Origin of the sequence: Curtobacterium sp. MCBD17_030 (assembly GCF_003224255.1) — a bacterium.
Lineage (GTDB): Bacteria > Actinomycetota > Actinomycetes > Actinomycetales > Microbacteriaceae > Curtobacterium.
In genome coordinates this window covers 1-13911 of sequence record NZ_QKLI01000007.1, presented here as the reverse complement: position 1 = coordinate 13911, position 13911 = coordinate 1, and the positions used below count along the sequence as shown (strand labels likewise).

The 13911-nt window shown below is 71.7% G+C and carries 14 protein-coding genes; 3 read left to right on the top strand and 11 right to left on the bottom strand.

Features of this window, described 5'->3' with window-relative positions; genetic code table 11:
• Position 1 precedes the first annotated feature (1 nt).
• The 8 genes from DEI89_RS08450 to DEI89_RS08415 form a co-directional block, all read right to left on the bottom strand.
• Entirely contained in the window at positions 2-1447 is a 1446-nt protein-coding gene (locus DEI89_RS08450; RefSeq protein WP_110903607.1) for an NAD(P)/FAD-dependent oxidoreductase, read from the bottom strand.
• Positions 1448-1513: 66 nt separating this feature from the next.
• Positions 1514-2182, bottom strand: coding sequence for a hypothetical protein (locus DEI89_RS08445; protein WP_110903606.1), 669 nt, complete (start codon positions 2180-2182; stop codon positions 1514-1516).
• Positions 2183-2354: 172 nt separating this feature from the next.
• Positions 2355-3380: a glycine betaine ABC transporter substrate-binding protein gene (locus DEI89_RS08440; protein ID WP_110903605.1), complete on the bottom strand. Its 1026-nt coding sequence runs from the start codon at positions 3378-3380 to the stop codon at positions 2355-2357.
• A complete protein-coding gene (locus tag DEI89_RS08435; RefSeq protein ID WP_110903604.1) occupies positions 3377-4144 on the bottom strand; it encodes an ABC transporter permease in 768 nt (255 codons plus the stop codon). Before DEI89_RS08435 ends, DEI89_RS08440 begins: the two co-directional genes overlap by 4 nt.
• Complete coding sequence (locus DEI89_RS08430) at positions 4141-5466, bottom strand: ABC transporter ATP-binding protein (protein ID WP_110903603.1); 1326 nt, start codon at positions 5464-5466, stop codon at positions 4141-4143. The genes DEI89_RS08435 and DEI89_RS08430 overlap by 4 nt, the downstream gene beginning before the upstream one ends.
• Positions 5453-6100, bottom strand: coding sequence for an ABC transporter permease (locus DEI89_RS08425; protein ID WP_110903602.1), 648 nt, complete (start codon positions 6098-6100; stop codon positions 5453-5455). Before DEI89_RS08425 ends, DEI89_RS08430 begins: the two co-directional genes overlap by 14 nt.
• Before the next feature lie 191 nt (positions 6101-6291).
• Complete coding sequence (locus tag DEI89_RS08420; protein WP_110903601.1) at positions 6292-6927, bottom strand: hypothetical protein; 636 nt, start codon at positions 6925-6927, stop codon at positions 6292-6294.
• A gap of 111 nt (positions 6928-7038) precedes the next feature.
• On the bottom strand, positions 7039-7929 hold the full coding sequence (locus DEI89_RS08415) for an aminoglycoside phosphotransferase family protein (RefSeq protein ID WP_110903600.1): 891 nt from the start codon (positions 7927-7929) through the stop codon (positions 7039-7041).
• A gap of 51 nt (positions 7930-7980) precedes the next feature.
• Between DEI89_RS08415 and DEI89_RS08410 the strand changes: the two genes are divergently transcribed.
• Positions 7981-8412 carry a hypothetical protein gene (locus DEI89_RS08410; protein WP_146236719.1) on the top strand — a complete coding sequence of 144 codons (432 nt, stop codon included), beginning with the start codon at positions 7981-7983 and terminating at the stop codon, positions 8410-8412.
• 47 nt (positions 8413-8459) lie between these two features.
• Here DEI89_RS08410 and DEI89_RS08405 read toward each other — a convergent pair whose 3' ends face one another.
• From DEI89_RS08405 to DEI89_RS08395, 3 genes are read right to left on the bottom strand one after another with little or no spacing between them, the layout of a single operon-like run.
• On the bottom strand, positions 8460-9620 hold the full coding sequence (locus DEI89_RS08405) for a PP2C family protein-serine/threonine phosphatase (RefSeq protein WP_110903598.1): 1161 nt from the start codon (positions 9618-9620) through the stop codon (positions 8460-8462).
• Positions 9617-10369 carry a ThuA domain-containing protein gene (locus DEI89_RS08400; protein ID WP_110903597.1) on the bottom strand — a complete coding sequence of 251 codons (753 nt, stop codon included), beginning with the start codon at positions 10367-10369 and terminating at the stop codon, positions 9617-9619. The genes DEI89_RS08405 and DEI89_RS08400 overlap by 4 nt, the downstream gene beginning before the upstream one ends.
• Complete coding sequence (locus DEI89_RS08395; protein WP_110903699.1) at positions 10366-11484, bottom strand: Gfo/Idh/MocA family protein; 1119 nt, start codon at positions 11482-11484, stop codon at positions 10366-10368. The genes DEI89_RS08400 and DEI89_RS08395 overlap by 4 nt, the downstream gene beginning before the upstream one ends.
• A gap of 153 nt (positions 11485-11637) precedes the next feature.
• Here DEI89_RS08395 and DEI89_RS08390 point away from each other — a divergent pair, with 153 nt between their 5' ends.
• Together DEI89_RS08390 and DEI89_RS08385 are read left to right on the top strand one after the other, a co-directional pair.
• A complete protein-coding gene (locus tag DEI89_RS08390) occupies positions 11638-13077 on the top strand; it encodes a DUF4832 domain-containing protein (protein WP_110903596.1) in 1440 nt (479 codons plus the stop codon).
• A gap of 140 nt (positions 13078-13217) precedes the next feature.
• Entirely contained in the window at positions 13218-13676 is a 459-nt protein-coding gene (locus DEI89_RS08385; protein ID WP_110903698.1) for a DUF3817 domain-containing protein, read from the top strand.
• The last annotated feature ends 235 nt before the right edge of the window (positions 13677-13911 follow it).

Genomic DNA, 13911 nt, shown 5'->3' with positions numbered 1-13911 from the left:
GTCAGCTCCTCGGTGCCAGGTCGACGTCCACCGGCAACCCGTAGGTGTGTCGGAGGGCGCTCTTCGCCGCGTGCCAGCCTGCCATGCCGTGCACCCCGGGACCGGGAGCCGCGGACTGCGACACCAGGTACATGCCGCCGCCCATCCGCCACGGGTCACTCGAGAGCACGGGCCGCTTCACCAGCTGCCAGAAGCTCGCGGCACCGGCGGCGATGTCCCCGCCGGAGTAGTTCGGGTTGTACTGCTCCATGTCCTCGGCGGTCCGGCTGTTCGTCGCGACGATGGTGTCGCGGAAGCCCGGGGCGAACCGTTCGATCTGACGGATGACGGACTCCTGGTGGTCGACCGTCGAGCCGGCGGGGACGTGGGCGTACGCCCAGAAGACGTGTCCGCCCGCGGGGGCCCGGCTCGGGTCGACGACGGTCGGCTCGGAGCCCAGGACGTAGGGGCGGTCGGGGTCCTGACCGCGGGCGACCTGCGCCTCGGCCTCGGCGATCTCGGCCCGGGTGCCGCCGATGTGCACGGTGCCGGCGCGGTGGAGCTCGGGGTTCGTCCACGGCACCGGCTCGGACAGCGCGAAGTCGACCTTGGCCGCCGCGTTGCCGAACCGGAAGTGCCGCAGGGCGCCGCGCTTCGGTGCGGGCAGCTGGTTGCCGGCGATCCGGAGCATGGACGGGACGCTCGTGTCGAAGAACACCGCCTTGGCCGGGGTGAGGTCGCCGAGGGAGTGGACCTCCCGCCCGGTCTCGATCGTGCCGCCGTGTGCGACCAGGTCGGCGGCGAGCGCGTCGACGATCGCCTGGCTGCCGCCGATCGGCACCGGCCAACCGCGGGCGTGCGCGTACACGCCGAGCGACAGCGCTGCGGCCGCGGTGGCGAGCGAGGGCATGTGCTGGATGGAGTGCGCCGCGACACCGCTGATCATGGCCGGAGCGACGTCGTCGCGGAAGCGTGCGTTCCACGCGCGGGTCCCCTGCTCGAGCGCACGGAGCCCGAAGCGGGCCACGGTCACCGGGTGTCGTGGCACGTGCAGGAGGGCGTCCGTGGCGAAGTCGGAGACCTCGTCGGCGTGCGACACCAGTGGGGCCATCAGCTGCCGGTAGGCACGGCCGTCGACTCCGAGCGCGTCGGCGGTGCGGTCGAGGTCCTGGTACGCGATGCCGGCACGGCCGCCGTCGAGCGGGTGACCGTACTGCACCTCGGGCAGCCGGAGCTCGATGCGCCGTTCCATCCCGAACGCCCGGAAGAACTCGGACTGCAGTGCCATCGGGTGCACCGCGGAGCAGACGTCGTGCAGGTAGCCGGGCAGCGTGAGCTCCTTGGTCCGGGCCCCGCCGCCGATCGTGTCGTTCCGCTCGACGACCTCGACACTGAGGCCGGCCCGAGCGAGGGTGACCGCTGCGGCCAGCCCGTTCGGTCCGGCTCCGACGACCACCGCATCAACCATGCGGGCGAGCCTACGGAGCGACGGCTGGACACGGGTCGAGGCCCGCGTCCGGCACCGTGCGCCCGGTCAACTCGAGGTGGTGTCCGCCTCGGCCGGGTCGGTGCCGTCATCCGGTCCGTCGGTGTCCGGCTCGTCCGCGCCGACCGCGGTGCCGGATCCGACCGGGTGCTCGGCGACGAGGGTCGCGAAGTCCTCGTCGAGGAGCTGCTGCAGCCGTTCGTCGCGCCCGACCTCGTAGTCGTCGGCGGGCCGCTGGGCCCAGCCGAGACGGCCGACGACGGTCGTGCCGATGTCGTCCCATGCGCGGGCACGGGCGGCGAGGACGATGCCGTCGACGAAGTGCTGGTCGTCCCGGCGGGCGTCGAGGCGCGCGGCGAGTTCCTCGTACGTCGCCTCGCGGGTGCGGAGCTTGAGGTCGTCGCCGCGCCGGTAGTCGTGCTGGTGCTGCGAGCGCCCGCCCTGCTTGCTCGACCGGACCCGGATCTCCCGCATCCGTTCGGCGTCGCCACGCTGCTCCTCGGCCATCCGGTGCAGTTCCTGACGCGCGGCGTCGGCGATCAGGGCATGGTCGAAGTACCCCTGGTCGCGCAAGGCGTTGGTGATGATGCGGTTCGCCACGGCGACGATCACCGCTGCCCGGGCGATGAGGAACCCCTCGTCCACCGCGCGCTTCAGCTCGACCTGGCTGACGGGCCGATCGCGCACGTCGGGCTTGCGTCGTCCGAACAGTGCCATGCGTCGACGATACCGGCGACCGGGTCCCGGCGGGCGGCGGAACGGACGGTCGGGAGGCGCGGTGCCAGCTGACACCTGGGCCCACGTCGGTCGGTTCCGGACTGACGCGCCAGCGGCAGGCCGGCCGTGACCGGTGGGGAGCCTCCCGCCCTGACATCGTCACGTCGCGACCTCAGGGCTTCGTGATGAAGCCCTCCTTCACCATCCACTCGAACGCCACGTCCGCCGGCTCGCGTCCCTCGACGTCCACCTGCCGGTTGAGTTCCTGCAGCACCGCGTCGGTGAGCTTCGGCGAGATCTGGTCGTAGATGCCCTCGAGCTGCGGGTACTCCTGGAGCGCCGAGCTCGACAGCACCGGCGCGACGTTGTACGCGGGGAAGAACCCGCGGTCGTCCTGCAGGACCGTCAGCCCGAGTGACTTGATGCGGCCGTCGGTGGTGAACACCTCGCCGAAGTTGCACGTGCCGCGGTCGGTCGCCGTGTAGACGGTGCCCGTGTCGAGGATGTCGACGTTCTTCTTCGCGATGGCGTTGTCGCCCGAACCGCCGAGGTCCAGTCCGTACTTCTCGAGCATCGGCTTGAAGCCGTCCGCGCGGGAGTTGAACTCGGACTCGACGCAGAACGTGCGCTCGTCGGCGGGCAGGTCGGCGATCTGCGAGAGCTTCGTGATGCCGTCGAGGTCCTTCACCGCCTCGTCACGCACCGCGAATGCGTACGTGTTGTTCATCGGCGCCGGGGGGAGCCAGGTCAGCCCGTTGCCGGCGTCCTCGTCCTTGACCGCCTGCCACTGCTCGGTCTTGTCCGGGATGCCCTTCTTGTGCCCCATGAAGGTCAGCCACGCGGTACCGGTGTACTCGTACGTCAGGTCGGCGTCGTGCGAGGTCATCAGCTGCCGGACGGCCACCGAACCGGGCACGTTCGTCTCGTCCGTGACGTCGAAGCCGGCGGCGGAGGCGGCGAGGACCGCGATCTTGCCGAGGACGAGCTGCTCGGTGAAGTTCTTCGACGTGACGGTGAGCGCCGCGCCCTCCGGCAGGTCGTCGATGTGCTTGATCGTGCCGGGCGCTGCGGCCGGCACGAACGACGCCGCCGGCTGCAGACCGCATCCGGCCAGGAGGCTCGTGGCCACGCCCGCCAGCGCGGCGGCGGCGAGCAGACGGCGGGCTCGGCGGCCCGGGGTGCGCGTGCGGCGGGTCATCGGAGTCCCTTCGGTCGGGCGAACGTCTCGACGATGCGGCCGAGCCAGTCGATGGAGAGGGCGAGGAGCGCGATGAGGAGCGCCCCGGAGACGAGGACCTTCGGCAGGAACAGGTTCACGCCGGTGGTGATGAGCAGTCCGAGGCCGCCCGCACCGATGAAGGTCGCGAGGGCGGCCGACCCGACCAGGAGCACGAGCGCGGTGCGGATGCCCGCGAGCATGACGGGGACGGCGAGCGGCAGTTCGACCTTGAGCAGGACGGCGGCGGCGCTCATGCCCATGCCCCGACCGGCCTCGACGAGCCGGGCGTCGACGCTCTCGATGCCGATGATCGTGTTCCGGAGCACCGGCAGGATCGCGTAGAGCACGAGGGCGACCACCGCGGCCCAGAACGTGAACCCGAGCCAGAACGCGAGGAGCACGATCAGGCCGACTGCAGGTGCGGCCTGGCCGAAGTTGGCGACCGCCAGGATCGCTCCGCTCGCCTTCCGCAGGGGCCCGCGGGTGAGCGCGATGCCGAGCGGGATGGCGACGACGAGCACGATGACGGTCGACATGAGGGTGAGCATGAGGTGCTGCCGGGCGAGGTCGAGCAGCCCGGACGGGTTCAGGGTCGTGCGCTCGGTGGGGGTCAGGTCCGCGGTGGCGAGCCAGACGGCGAACGCGCCGAGGACGACGAGGATCACGACCGGTTGGATGACCAGTCCTCGCCAGCTGGTCCGCTCCCCGGTCGCCGGGGATGCGGTGACGACGACGTCGCTCACCGGTCGTCCCGACCGTCGGAGTGCGCAGCGTCGGTGGCGAGCGAGTCGTCGGCGGAGCCGGCCGGCTCGTCATCGAGGTCGACGACGGGCGTGCTCGGCATCCCCTCGATCGGGTTCGTGTTCGTCCCGACGGGCGTGTAGGCCTGCTCCTCGGCGGCAGCGGCACGGGTTCGGGTGATGGCGTCCATCACCGTCTCGACCGTGATGACGCCCCGGAACGCGTCCCGACGACCGGTCACCAGCGCTGCACCGGCACTCGAGACGAGCATGGTGTCGAGCGCGTCGTTGAGGGTGGACGCCTCGGACACGACGGGCAGACCGGCCTCGATGCCCTCCGGGATCCGGTCGAGACGCTCGAGCTGGCGGCGCGACGGCCACCCGATCGGCCGCTGACGCCGGTCGACGACGACGGCGTGCCCGTGACCGCCGGCCTCGCGCATGCGCTGGAGCACGGCCTCCGTCTGCTCGCCCGGGGAGCAGGTGACGGCGTCGGCCAGTCCGACCTCGCGGACGCGGGTCAGGGTCAACTGCTTGAGGCCGGCACCCGAGCCGATGAAGTTCTCCACGAACTCGTTCGCGGGTTCGGCGAGGATCCGCTCCGGGGAGTCGTACTGCACGATGTGCGCGCCCTCGGAGAACACCACGATCCAGTCGCCGAGCTTCACGGCCTCGTCGAAGTCGTGGGTGACGATCACGATCGTCTTGTGGAGCTCCGCCTGGATGCGGATCAGTTCGTCCTGCAGGCGCTGCCGTGTGATCGGGTCGACTGCACCGAACGGCTCGTCCATGAGCAGGACGGGCGGGTCCGCGGCGAGGGCGCGGGCGACCCCGACACGCTGCTGCTGTCCGCCGGAGAGCTCACGGGGGTAGCGGTCGCGGTAGGTGTCCGGGTCGAGCGAGACGAGGTCGAGGAGTTCGTCGACCCGGGCGGCGATCTTGTCCTTCGACCAGCCGAGCATCTTCGGCACGACCGCGATGTTCGCCGCGACCGTCATGTGCGGGAAGAGTCCGCCGGCCTGGATGACGTAGCCCATCCGGCGACGCAGTTCGTCGCCGTCGATCTTGGTCACGTCGTCGTCGCCGACCACGATGCGACCCTCGGTCGGCTCGATGAGCCGGTTGATCATCTTCAGCGTGGTGGTCTTGCCGCAGCCCGAAGGGCCGACGAGCATGACGATCTTGCCGGCCGGGATCTCGAGGGTGATGCCGTCGACGGCGGGCTTCGCCTGGCCCGGGTACCGCTTCGTCACCTTGTCGAGCAGGATGCTCCGGCCGGTGACGTCGGTGTCGGGCGCGGTGGTCGGGGACTCAGTGCTGGACACGGATACCTCTCGAGGTGGTCAGACGGCCGAGGCCGAGGAGCAGGAGGTCGAGGACCAGGGCGAGCAACACGACGCCCACGGTCCCGACGATCACGGAATTGAGGGAGTTCGCGCCACCGAGGCGGGACAACCCGGAGAAGATGAAGCTGCCGAGTCCCGGGCCGAGTGCGTACGCGGCGACCGCGGCGACGCCCATGACCATCTGCGCGGAGACCCGCACGCCGGTGAGGATGATCGGCCACGCCATCGGCAGTTCGACCTGCACCAGGGTGCGGAAGCGGCTCATGCCGATGCCGCGCGCCGACTCGACGACGGCCGGTGGGATCTCGTTGAGCCCGACGACCGCGTTGCGGAGGATCGGCAGGGCGGCGAAGAAGGTCACCGTGACGACGGACGGCACGACGCCGAACCCGAGCGGCACGAGCAGCAGACCGATGACCGCGAAGGACGGCAGCGTCAGGCCGACCGTGGAGACCTCGTTCGCGGCGGAACGCAGGCCGGGTACCCGGTAGACGAGCGCCGCGAGGACCACGGCGATGATGGTCGCGAGCACGACGCACTGGACGACCAGCGAGAAGTGCTGCCAGGACGAGAACCAGATCTGGTCCCATCGCTCGGCGATGTACTGGAACACCGGTTCTGCACTCCCTCGGGTCGACGGTCCGGCCCACGGATCAGGGAACGGACGGCCTCCAAGCTACGCAGATGCTCAGCCCCGGCGGGGTCCCCATCGCGAGAACGACGGTTCCACTCAGCAACCATTGTCCCGATAAACCCTGGTCAGCGGCACAGCACCGAGCTGATCCTGGGAGGTGTGTAACGATCTCAACCGACGACGGGTACTGCCCCCGAGTGTGCACGGAGCGCGGATGCTCGTCCTGCGACCCGGTCGGACTCCTGCAGGGCGACCCGCTCGGCCGTGAGCAGAAGCCCGGAGACCTGCTCGGCGGTGCGCCCGGCGCTGTCGTTCCAGCGGGTGAGGTCACGCACGCGGCCCATCCGGATGTCCGGCGCGGGACACCAGGTCACCGGCGACCCCTCGGCCGCCGCGAGGGCATGCCAGACGAGGTCCAGGGAGCGCTGCACCGGCTGCGAGTGCACGGCGTGCGGCCCACCCGCGGCGTCGACGACGGCTCCGACCAGGCACGCGCCGACGAGGGGACGGCCGGCCACCTCCGTCGCGGCGGCACTCGACGCGGTCCGGGTCCGCCCCCGGTCGTCGACGTAGGCGAACCACGCGTGCTGGATCCACCCGCGGTCGACGACCGCGCGGGCGTCCGACAGCACGCGCTGCAGGTCGGACAGCTCGACGAGGTCGGCATCGAGCCGACGCAGCTGCGCAGCGGTGCGTCGGGCGGCGAGGTGGTCGAGGACCCGACGGACCCGGCCCCGCGGCGCGGTCCGGGACGAGGGGGAGGCGTCGGTGGCGACGTCGTGCTGGACGCGGAACTCGAGGGTCATGAGGCCCCTCCCGATCTTCACGTGCACGGATTGGTGTGGGGAGACGGTAACCCCGTGGTCGCGCTCGCGGTAGCCCCCGTCTCGATGACGTGCGCGAACCGGAGCAGGTCGTCAGTCGTCGAGGACGGCGTCGATCGCGCGTCGCGCCACCGCGTGGGACGCCGACTCGTCACCGACGGCGAGCGCCGACGCGATCGACACGGCCCAGCCCAGGGCCCGCCCCCAGGAGTGCTCGTCCAGGCTGGCGTCCTGGGCGGTGACCTGGGTGCGGAAGGCGGACCGGGCCTCCCGGTCGAGCGTCAACCAGGCGGTCGCGAGGTCGACGGCGGAGTCCCCCGCCGTCACGTCACCGAAGTCGACGACCGCGGACAGGTGGTCGCCCCGCGGGCCGGTCTCGACGAGCAGGTTGAACGGGTGCAGATCACCGTGCACCCAGACGGGAGGCCCGGCAGCCACCGGCAGGTCGGCCGCCGTCCGCCAGGCGGTCGCCAGCTCCTGGGCGCGCGGGACCGGTCCGGACCCGAGTCGTTCCAGGACGGCGTCCGTCCGGGTGCGGAGCGGGACGGCCCGGACCGCGTTCAGCGGGGCGTCGTCCGGGGCCGGCACGTGCAGGGCGGAGACGAAGTCGGCGAGCGCCTCCCCGACCCCCGGCCCGCCGGCGTCGCTGCCGAGCGTCCTGCCCGGGAACCAGGGCACGACGCTCCAGGCCCACTGGTAGCCGAGGGCGGGGCGACCAGTGCGGAGCGGCACCGGGACGGGCACCACGGCACCGACCAGGCGGGCGAGCTCCGGCAGCCAGCGCTGTTCGTGCTCGACGAGCACCGCGGCGGCGGCGCGTCGGGGCATGCGGACGGCCAGATCGGTGCCGAGGCGGACGACCACGTTGTCCCAGCCCGAGGCGACGACGGCGAGCGGACGGTCGGCGAGGTCCGGGTGCTGGTCGACGAGCAGCGCGCGGACGAGGGCGGTGTCGACCTCGACCTCCGCTGCTGGTGTGGGCACCTCGCGATGCTAGCCGGGCGGTCGTCCGGGTTCGTGTCGTACCGTTCCGGCATGCATGGATGGCGCACGCCCGCACGGTGGGCCAGGACCGGGCGGTGGCTGCTCGTGCCGATCGCCGTGCTCGACTGGTTCTCGCTCGTGCCGCAGCCCGTGTTCGTCGCGGCCTTCGCGCTCGCCGTCGTCGGGCTGGTGGGCATGGGGGCGGCGCTCGTCGTCCGGATGCTCGGCGGCCGTCGGGGCACGATGGCCGCCCTCGGGGTCGTGCTGCTCCTCGGCGGGCTGGCGATGTTCGGGCTCGACCCGTTCCCGGGCTCGGTGCCGTTCCTCGACCCGTGGTGGCCGGACATCGTCACGCAGCCGCAGCACGTCGCCAGTGCGTACTGGCAGCTCGCGGCGCTCGGCGTCGTGCTGACCGGGTTCGGGATGCTCGCGACCCTGCTCGTGGCGGCGTTCGCGGGGAAGCCCGGCGCGCAGACGCGCTGAGCAGCCGGTCCCGAGCCGGCTGACCACCTCAGTGCTGGCTGACGACCTCAGTGCCGGGTGACGACGACGAGGGTCAGGTCGGTCGCCGGGTCGCCCTCGGGCAGCAGCGTGCGGACGTGCTCGACCGCCGCCGTGCCGTCCGGCTGCGCGGCGACGAGGGCCGCGATCGCCTCGGGTCCCTCGACACCGGGCACGGTCGACCACGCGTCCGAGGCCAGCACGAGCCGGTCGCCGGCTGCCAGCTCGACCGACAGCGTCGACCGGGCTCCGGGTGTCGACGCGGTACCGAGCCCGACGGGCAGCTCGGTGGACCGCACCGGACGGACGCTGCCGTCGGCGCTGACGACCACCGCGGTGCCGAGCCCGGCGTCCACCAGGTCGACGCGCCCGGTCGTCGGGTCGAGCCGTGCGTGCACCAGCTCGGCGACCGCGTCGGCGACCCGGAGGTCGGGGGCGACCTGGGCCTCCAGTCCGGCGACCGCCTCGGCGATCGGGAGGTCGGTCCGCGCGGCCAGTGCGCCACGGACGTCGGCGGCGAGGAGCGCCGAGACGCGTCCGGCGACCACCGCGCCGACCGTCAGGTGCAGTGCGCCGTCGGGGACGACCCGCCAGTCGGTGAGCCCGCCACCGCCGTCCGGGCGCTGCACGGCGAGCGTCGCGACGTCGTGGCCGGGGACCGACAGCGGGTCCGGCACCAGCGCCGCGCGCACCCTCGCGAGCCGGTCACGCTCGAGCGCGTACCCGAGTTCGCGTTCGGCCCAGCGCGCCAGGTCCCGCAGGAGCGCGAGGTCCATCGCCGAGAAGGCGCGCGGCTGCGAGTCCATGATGCAGAGCGTGCCCACTCGGGTGCCGTCGAGCATCGAGAGCGGCGCGCCGGCGTAGAAGCGGATGCCGTGCTCGGCGACGGCCGCGGTGTGCGCGAACCGCGGGTCGAGCGTCGTGTCCGGGATCACCAGCGGCTCCGGCGTGAGCACGGTCGTGGCGCAGAACTGCTCGTTCGCGGGCACGCTCGTGCCCTGGTTCCATCCGAAGGTCGACTGCGTGGTCACGAGGTCGTGGTGCACGAGGTTGAGGAACGTCAGCGGCACCCCGAACGCCTCGTGGGTCATCCGGGTGATCCGGTCGAAGCGTTCCTCCGGTCCCGCACCGAGGACGTCGAGCGCCTCGATCAGGGCCGTGCGGCGGTCGACCTCCTGCGGTGTAGTCACCCCTCCTGTCTACGCGACGAGTCGGCCAGGAACCAGTCCCTCGGGTGGGGGTCGGCGGTGAGCTGCCGGCGTGGACCGGTCGGCGCGGCCCACTCGGCGGCGTTCGCCAGGACCCGCTGGATGTCGGGGTGGTGGTACACCGGGTACTCCTGGTCGCCGGGCGAGAAGTAGAACACCCTGCCCAGCCCGCGACGGTAGGCGACGCCCGAGCGGAACACCTCACCGCCGGCGAACGTCGACAGGAAGACCTCTTCGTCCGGGCGCGGGATGTCGAAGTACTCGCCGTACATCTCCTGGCGGTCGATGACGATCGGGTGGGGGACCCCGGCGGCGATCGGGTGCTCGGGTGCGGTCGTCCAGACCAGCTCGCGCTCCCCGTCGTTGCGCCACTTCAGCGAGCAGGTCGTGCCCATCAGCCGGGTGAACGGCTTCGAGTAGTGGCCGGAGTGCAGCACCACCAGGCCCATGCCGGCGTGCACGTGCCGGACGACGCGGTCCACGACCTCGTCGGCGACCTCGTCGTGGGCGATGTGGCCCCACCAGAACAGGACGTCGGTCGCGGCCAGGCGCTCCTCGGTCAGGCCGTGCTCCGGTTCCTGCAGCGTGGCGGTCGTGACGATGTGGGCGGAGGGGAGTCGCGCCTCCAGGCCGGCGGCGACGACGGTGTGGATGCCGTCGGGGTAGTGCTCGCGGACGGTCTCGTCACCGCGGGTCTCGTGGACGTTCTCGTTCCAGACGACGATGTTCATGCGATGACCTCCACTTCGTGGCCTGCCTGCGCCGACGCGTAGACGGCGTCGACGACCCGCGTGCGGTGCAACGCGAACTCGCCGTGGTGGCCCTCGTGCGTGCCGGACCGGATGGTGGCGAGGAACTCCTCGATGACGCGCTGGTGGTGGCCGGCCGGGACGTGCACGGCGGGACGGGTGACCGCGGGGACGCCGTCGATGTCGGAGTACAGCTCGACCGTGCCCTCGGTGGCGTAGTTCCGGACGAACAGCCGGGCACCGCCGGTCGAGCCGAGGAGCTCGACCTCGATGTCCTCGTCGTCCTTCGAGTAGGACGCCCACGAGGCCTGCAGCTGCAGGCTCGAGCCGTCCTCGAAGCGGAGCAGGGCGTTCGCGAAGTCCTCGACGTCGAACGGGCGGCCGGTCGCACCGGAGACGGGTCCGCCGCCGGTGCTGCCACCGCGTCCGGCGGTACCGAGCTCGTTGTACGCGACGGCGCTGACGGCCACGACGCGCGGCTCGCCCATCAGGTGCATCGCGATGTCGAGGACGTGCGAACCGAGGTCGATGAGCGGACCGCCACCGGCTGCGTCCTTGTTCGTGAACCACGACGTGATGCCGGGGATGCCGGCGCGTCGTCGCCAGCTCGCCCGGGCGTGGTAGACGTGCCCGAGCGGGCTGTCCTGCCCGTCGACGGGGCGGACGTGGTCGGCCAGGAACTGCACGTCGGCGCGGCGGCGGTGGTTGTAGGCGACCTCGAGCACGCGGTCGTTCGCCACGGCGGCGTCGACCATCGCCTGCGCCTCGGCGCCCGTGGTCGCGAGGGGCTTCTCGCAGAAGACGTGCTTGCCGCTCTCGAGCGCGGCGATGGCGATCGGGGCGTGCAGGGAGTTCGGCACGCCGATCGACACGATGTCCAGGTCGTCGCGGGCGACCAGGTCCTGCCAGTCCGGGTACGTGTCCGGCACCTGGCGGGTCTCGGCGAGCTCGTGGAGCCGGCCGGTCTCCTTGCCCGCGAGCGCCACCACCTCGGTGCCGGGGAGTGCGGTGTAGGCGTCGAGATGCGTCGTCCCGGCGAACCCGAGCCCGACCACCCCCACGCGCAGCGTCTTCGATGCGTCCGTCGTCTGCGACATGTCGACCACGCTACCCAAGATCAGATCGAATCGATACGAGGAACTGGTGCTGGTGTTTTCTGATCGGTTGACCTACCTTCAGATCACATTCGCGCAGGTGCCGACACCAGGGGGTGTCGATCCGCACCCGCGCCGAGGACAGGGGCTCGTCCGATGCAGCACCGCACCATCACCACCGCCGCACTCGCGGCCGTGATCGCACTCGCCGTGCCAACCAACGCGTGGGCGTCGTCGTCACACAGCGACCGTCACCCGACACCGACCAGCTCCACCGTGACCTACACGGCGAGCGATGCCGTCATCCCGAACCCCCAGCGCGGGTTCGACCACACCACCGAGACGCACTACCGCGCCGACGGTACCGGTTACACCCCGCTGGACGCCGCCACGCTCGAGGGCTACCGGGCCGACGGCGTCACCCAGATCGTCCGCGTGTTCTACATGGAGGCGTTCGTCGACCAGCGGCGCCTCAGCCCGGCCTGGCTGAAGCTGGTGCAGCACGACTACGACACCGCCCGCGCCGCCGGCGTCAGCGTGATCACCCGCTTCGCGTACGTCCAGGGCGGCAACTGGCCGTACTCGGCGCCGTACGGCGACGCCGACCTGCCGACCGTGCTCGCACACATCAAGCAGCTCACGCCGACCCTCCGCCGGAACGCCGACGTCATCCCGACGCTGCAGGAGGGCTTCATCGGCCTCTGGGGCGAGGGCTACTACACGGACCACTTCGCCAGCGACCCGGCCAACCCGGGCGTGCTGACCGACGCCGACGAGGACGCCCGACGCCAGGTCGTCAAGGCCGAGCTGGCTGCGCTGCCGTCCAGCCGCTCGATCCAGGTGCGCACCATGCAGATGAAGCAGGACGCACTCCGCACGACGTCGGGCACCGCCGGCGCACTCACGCCGCAGCAGGCGCACAACGGCTCTCCCGCCTCCCGGATCGGCCACCACAACGACTGCTTCCTCGCCTCGCCCGACGACTTCGGCACCTTCCTGACCGACCCGCTGTCGCTCGACCAGGACTACCTCGCCGCCGACTCCCGGTACGTCCCGGTCGGTGGTGAGACCTGCGCAGTGAACGCACCGCGGTCCGAGTACCCGTCCGCCTCGGCCGAGATGGCGAAGTACCACTACAGCTACCTGAACCTGGACTACAACAAGGACGTCCTGTCGACCTGGGGCCAGGCCGGCATGACCGACGCCGCGAAGAAGCTCGGCTACCGGTTCACGATGACCTCGAGCACCGTGACCTCCGGCAAGCACGCCGCGGTCTCGGTGTCGGTGCGCAACGACGGCTGGGCAGCGCCGTACAACCACCGTCCGGTGCAGCTCGTGCTGACCAACGGTCACCGGCACGTCACCGTGCCCGTCCGTGCCGACGCGTCGTCGTGGCAGCCCGGCACCACCGCGACCGTCACCGCGTCGCTCGCCGAGGTGCCGTCCGGCAAGTGGCAGGTCGCGCTCGCGATGCCCGCCGCCGAGCGCTCGGTCGCACGTGACCCGGCCTTCGCGATCCAGACTGCGAACGTCGGCACCTGGGACGCCGCCGCCGGTGCGAACCAGCTCGGGCAGGTGGTGACCGTCCGACGCTGACGCGGACTGCCGAACGACACAGACAGGACGCCCCGGGCTCTGCGGTCCGGGGCGTCCTGCTGTGGTTGGTCCGGGGCGTCCTGCTGTCGTTCCGCGCTCGTCCACGCGACTTCCACCCGGCGTCCGTCACGATGGAGGCCATGACCCCTCGATCCCTGTTCCGCGGCCTCGCGATCGCCGAACTCGTGACCTGGACGATGCTCCTGGTGGGCATGCTGTTGAAGTACGGCCTGGGTGCCGGTGACTGGCCGGTCCGGGTCGGAGGCGGGGTGCACGGCTTCGTGTTCCTGGCGTACCTGGTCGTCACGACGGTCGTCGCGGTGAACCAGCGGTGGTCGTTCGGCGCCACGGTGCTCGGGTGGGTGAGCGCGATCGTGCCGTACACGACGCTGCCGTTCGAGGTCGGAGTCGCCGGCCGCGGCATGCTCGACGGCGGCTGGCGTCGGCGCGTGGCAGCCGGGGAACGTCCCGGTCCGCTCGACCGGCTGCTCTTCGTGGTCGTGCGGCGCCCGGTGCTCTCGGCGCTGGTCGGTGTCGTGCTCGTCGCCGCCGTGTTCGGCGTGCTGCTGGCCCTCGGCCCGCCGGTCCCGTCCCGCTGAGTCGCCGCGCCGCAGCCGGGTCTGGGACGCGAAAGCGACAGATGTGCGCGGGAGAACCGGCGCGAACTGTCGCTTTCGCGTCTGGGACCGGCCCCGCGGTACGCCGCCGTGCGCGCAGGCAGGGCGCGCACGACGGACGGGAGGCCCGGTGCCAGCTGTGAACTGGTCCCCGGATCTTGGACTGCTTAGTTGGTTCGAGATCCGGGGATGGTTCTGTTGGGTGGTAACGCGTCAT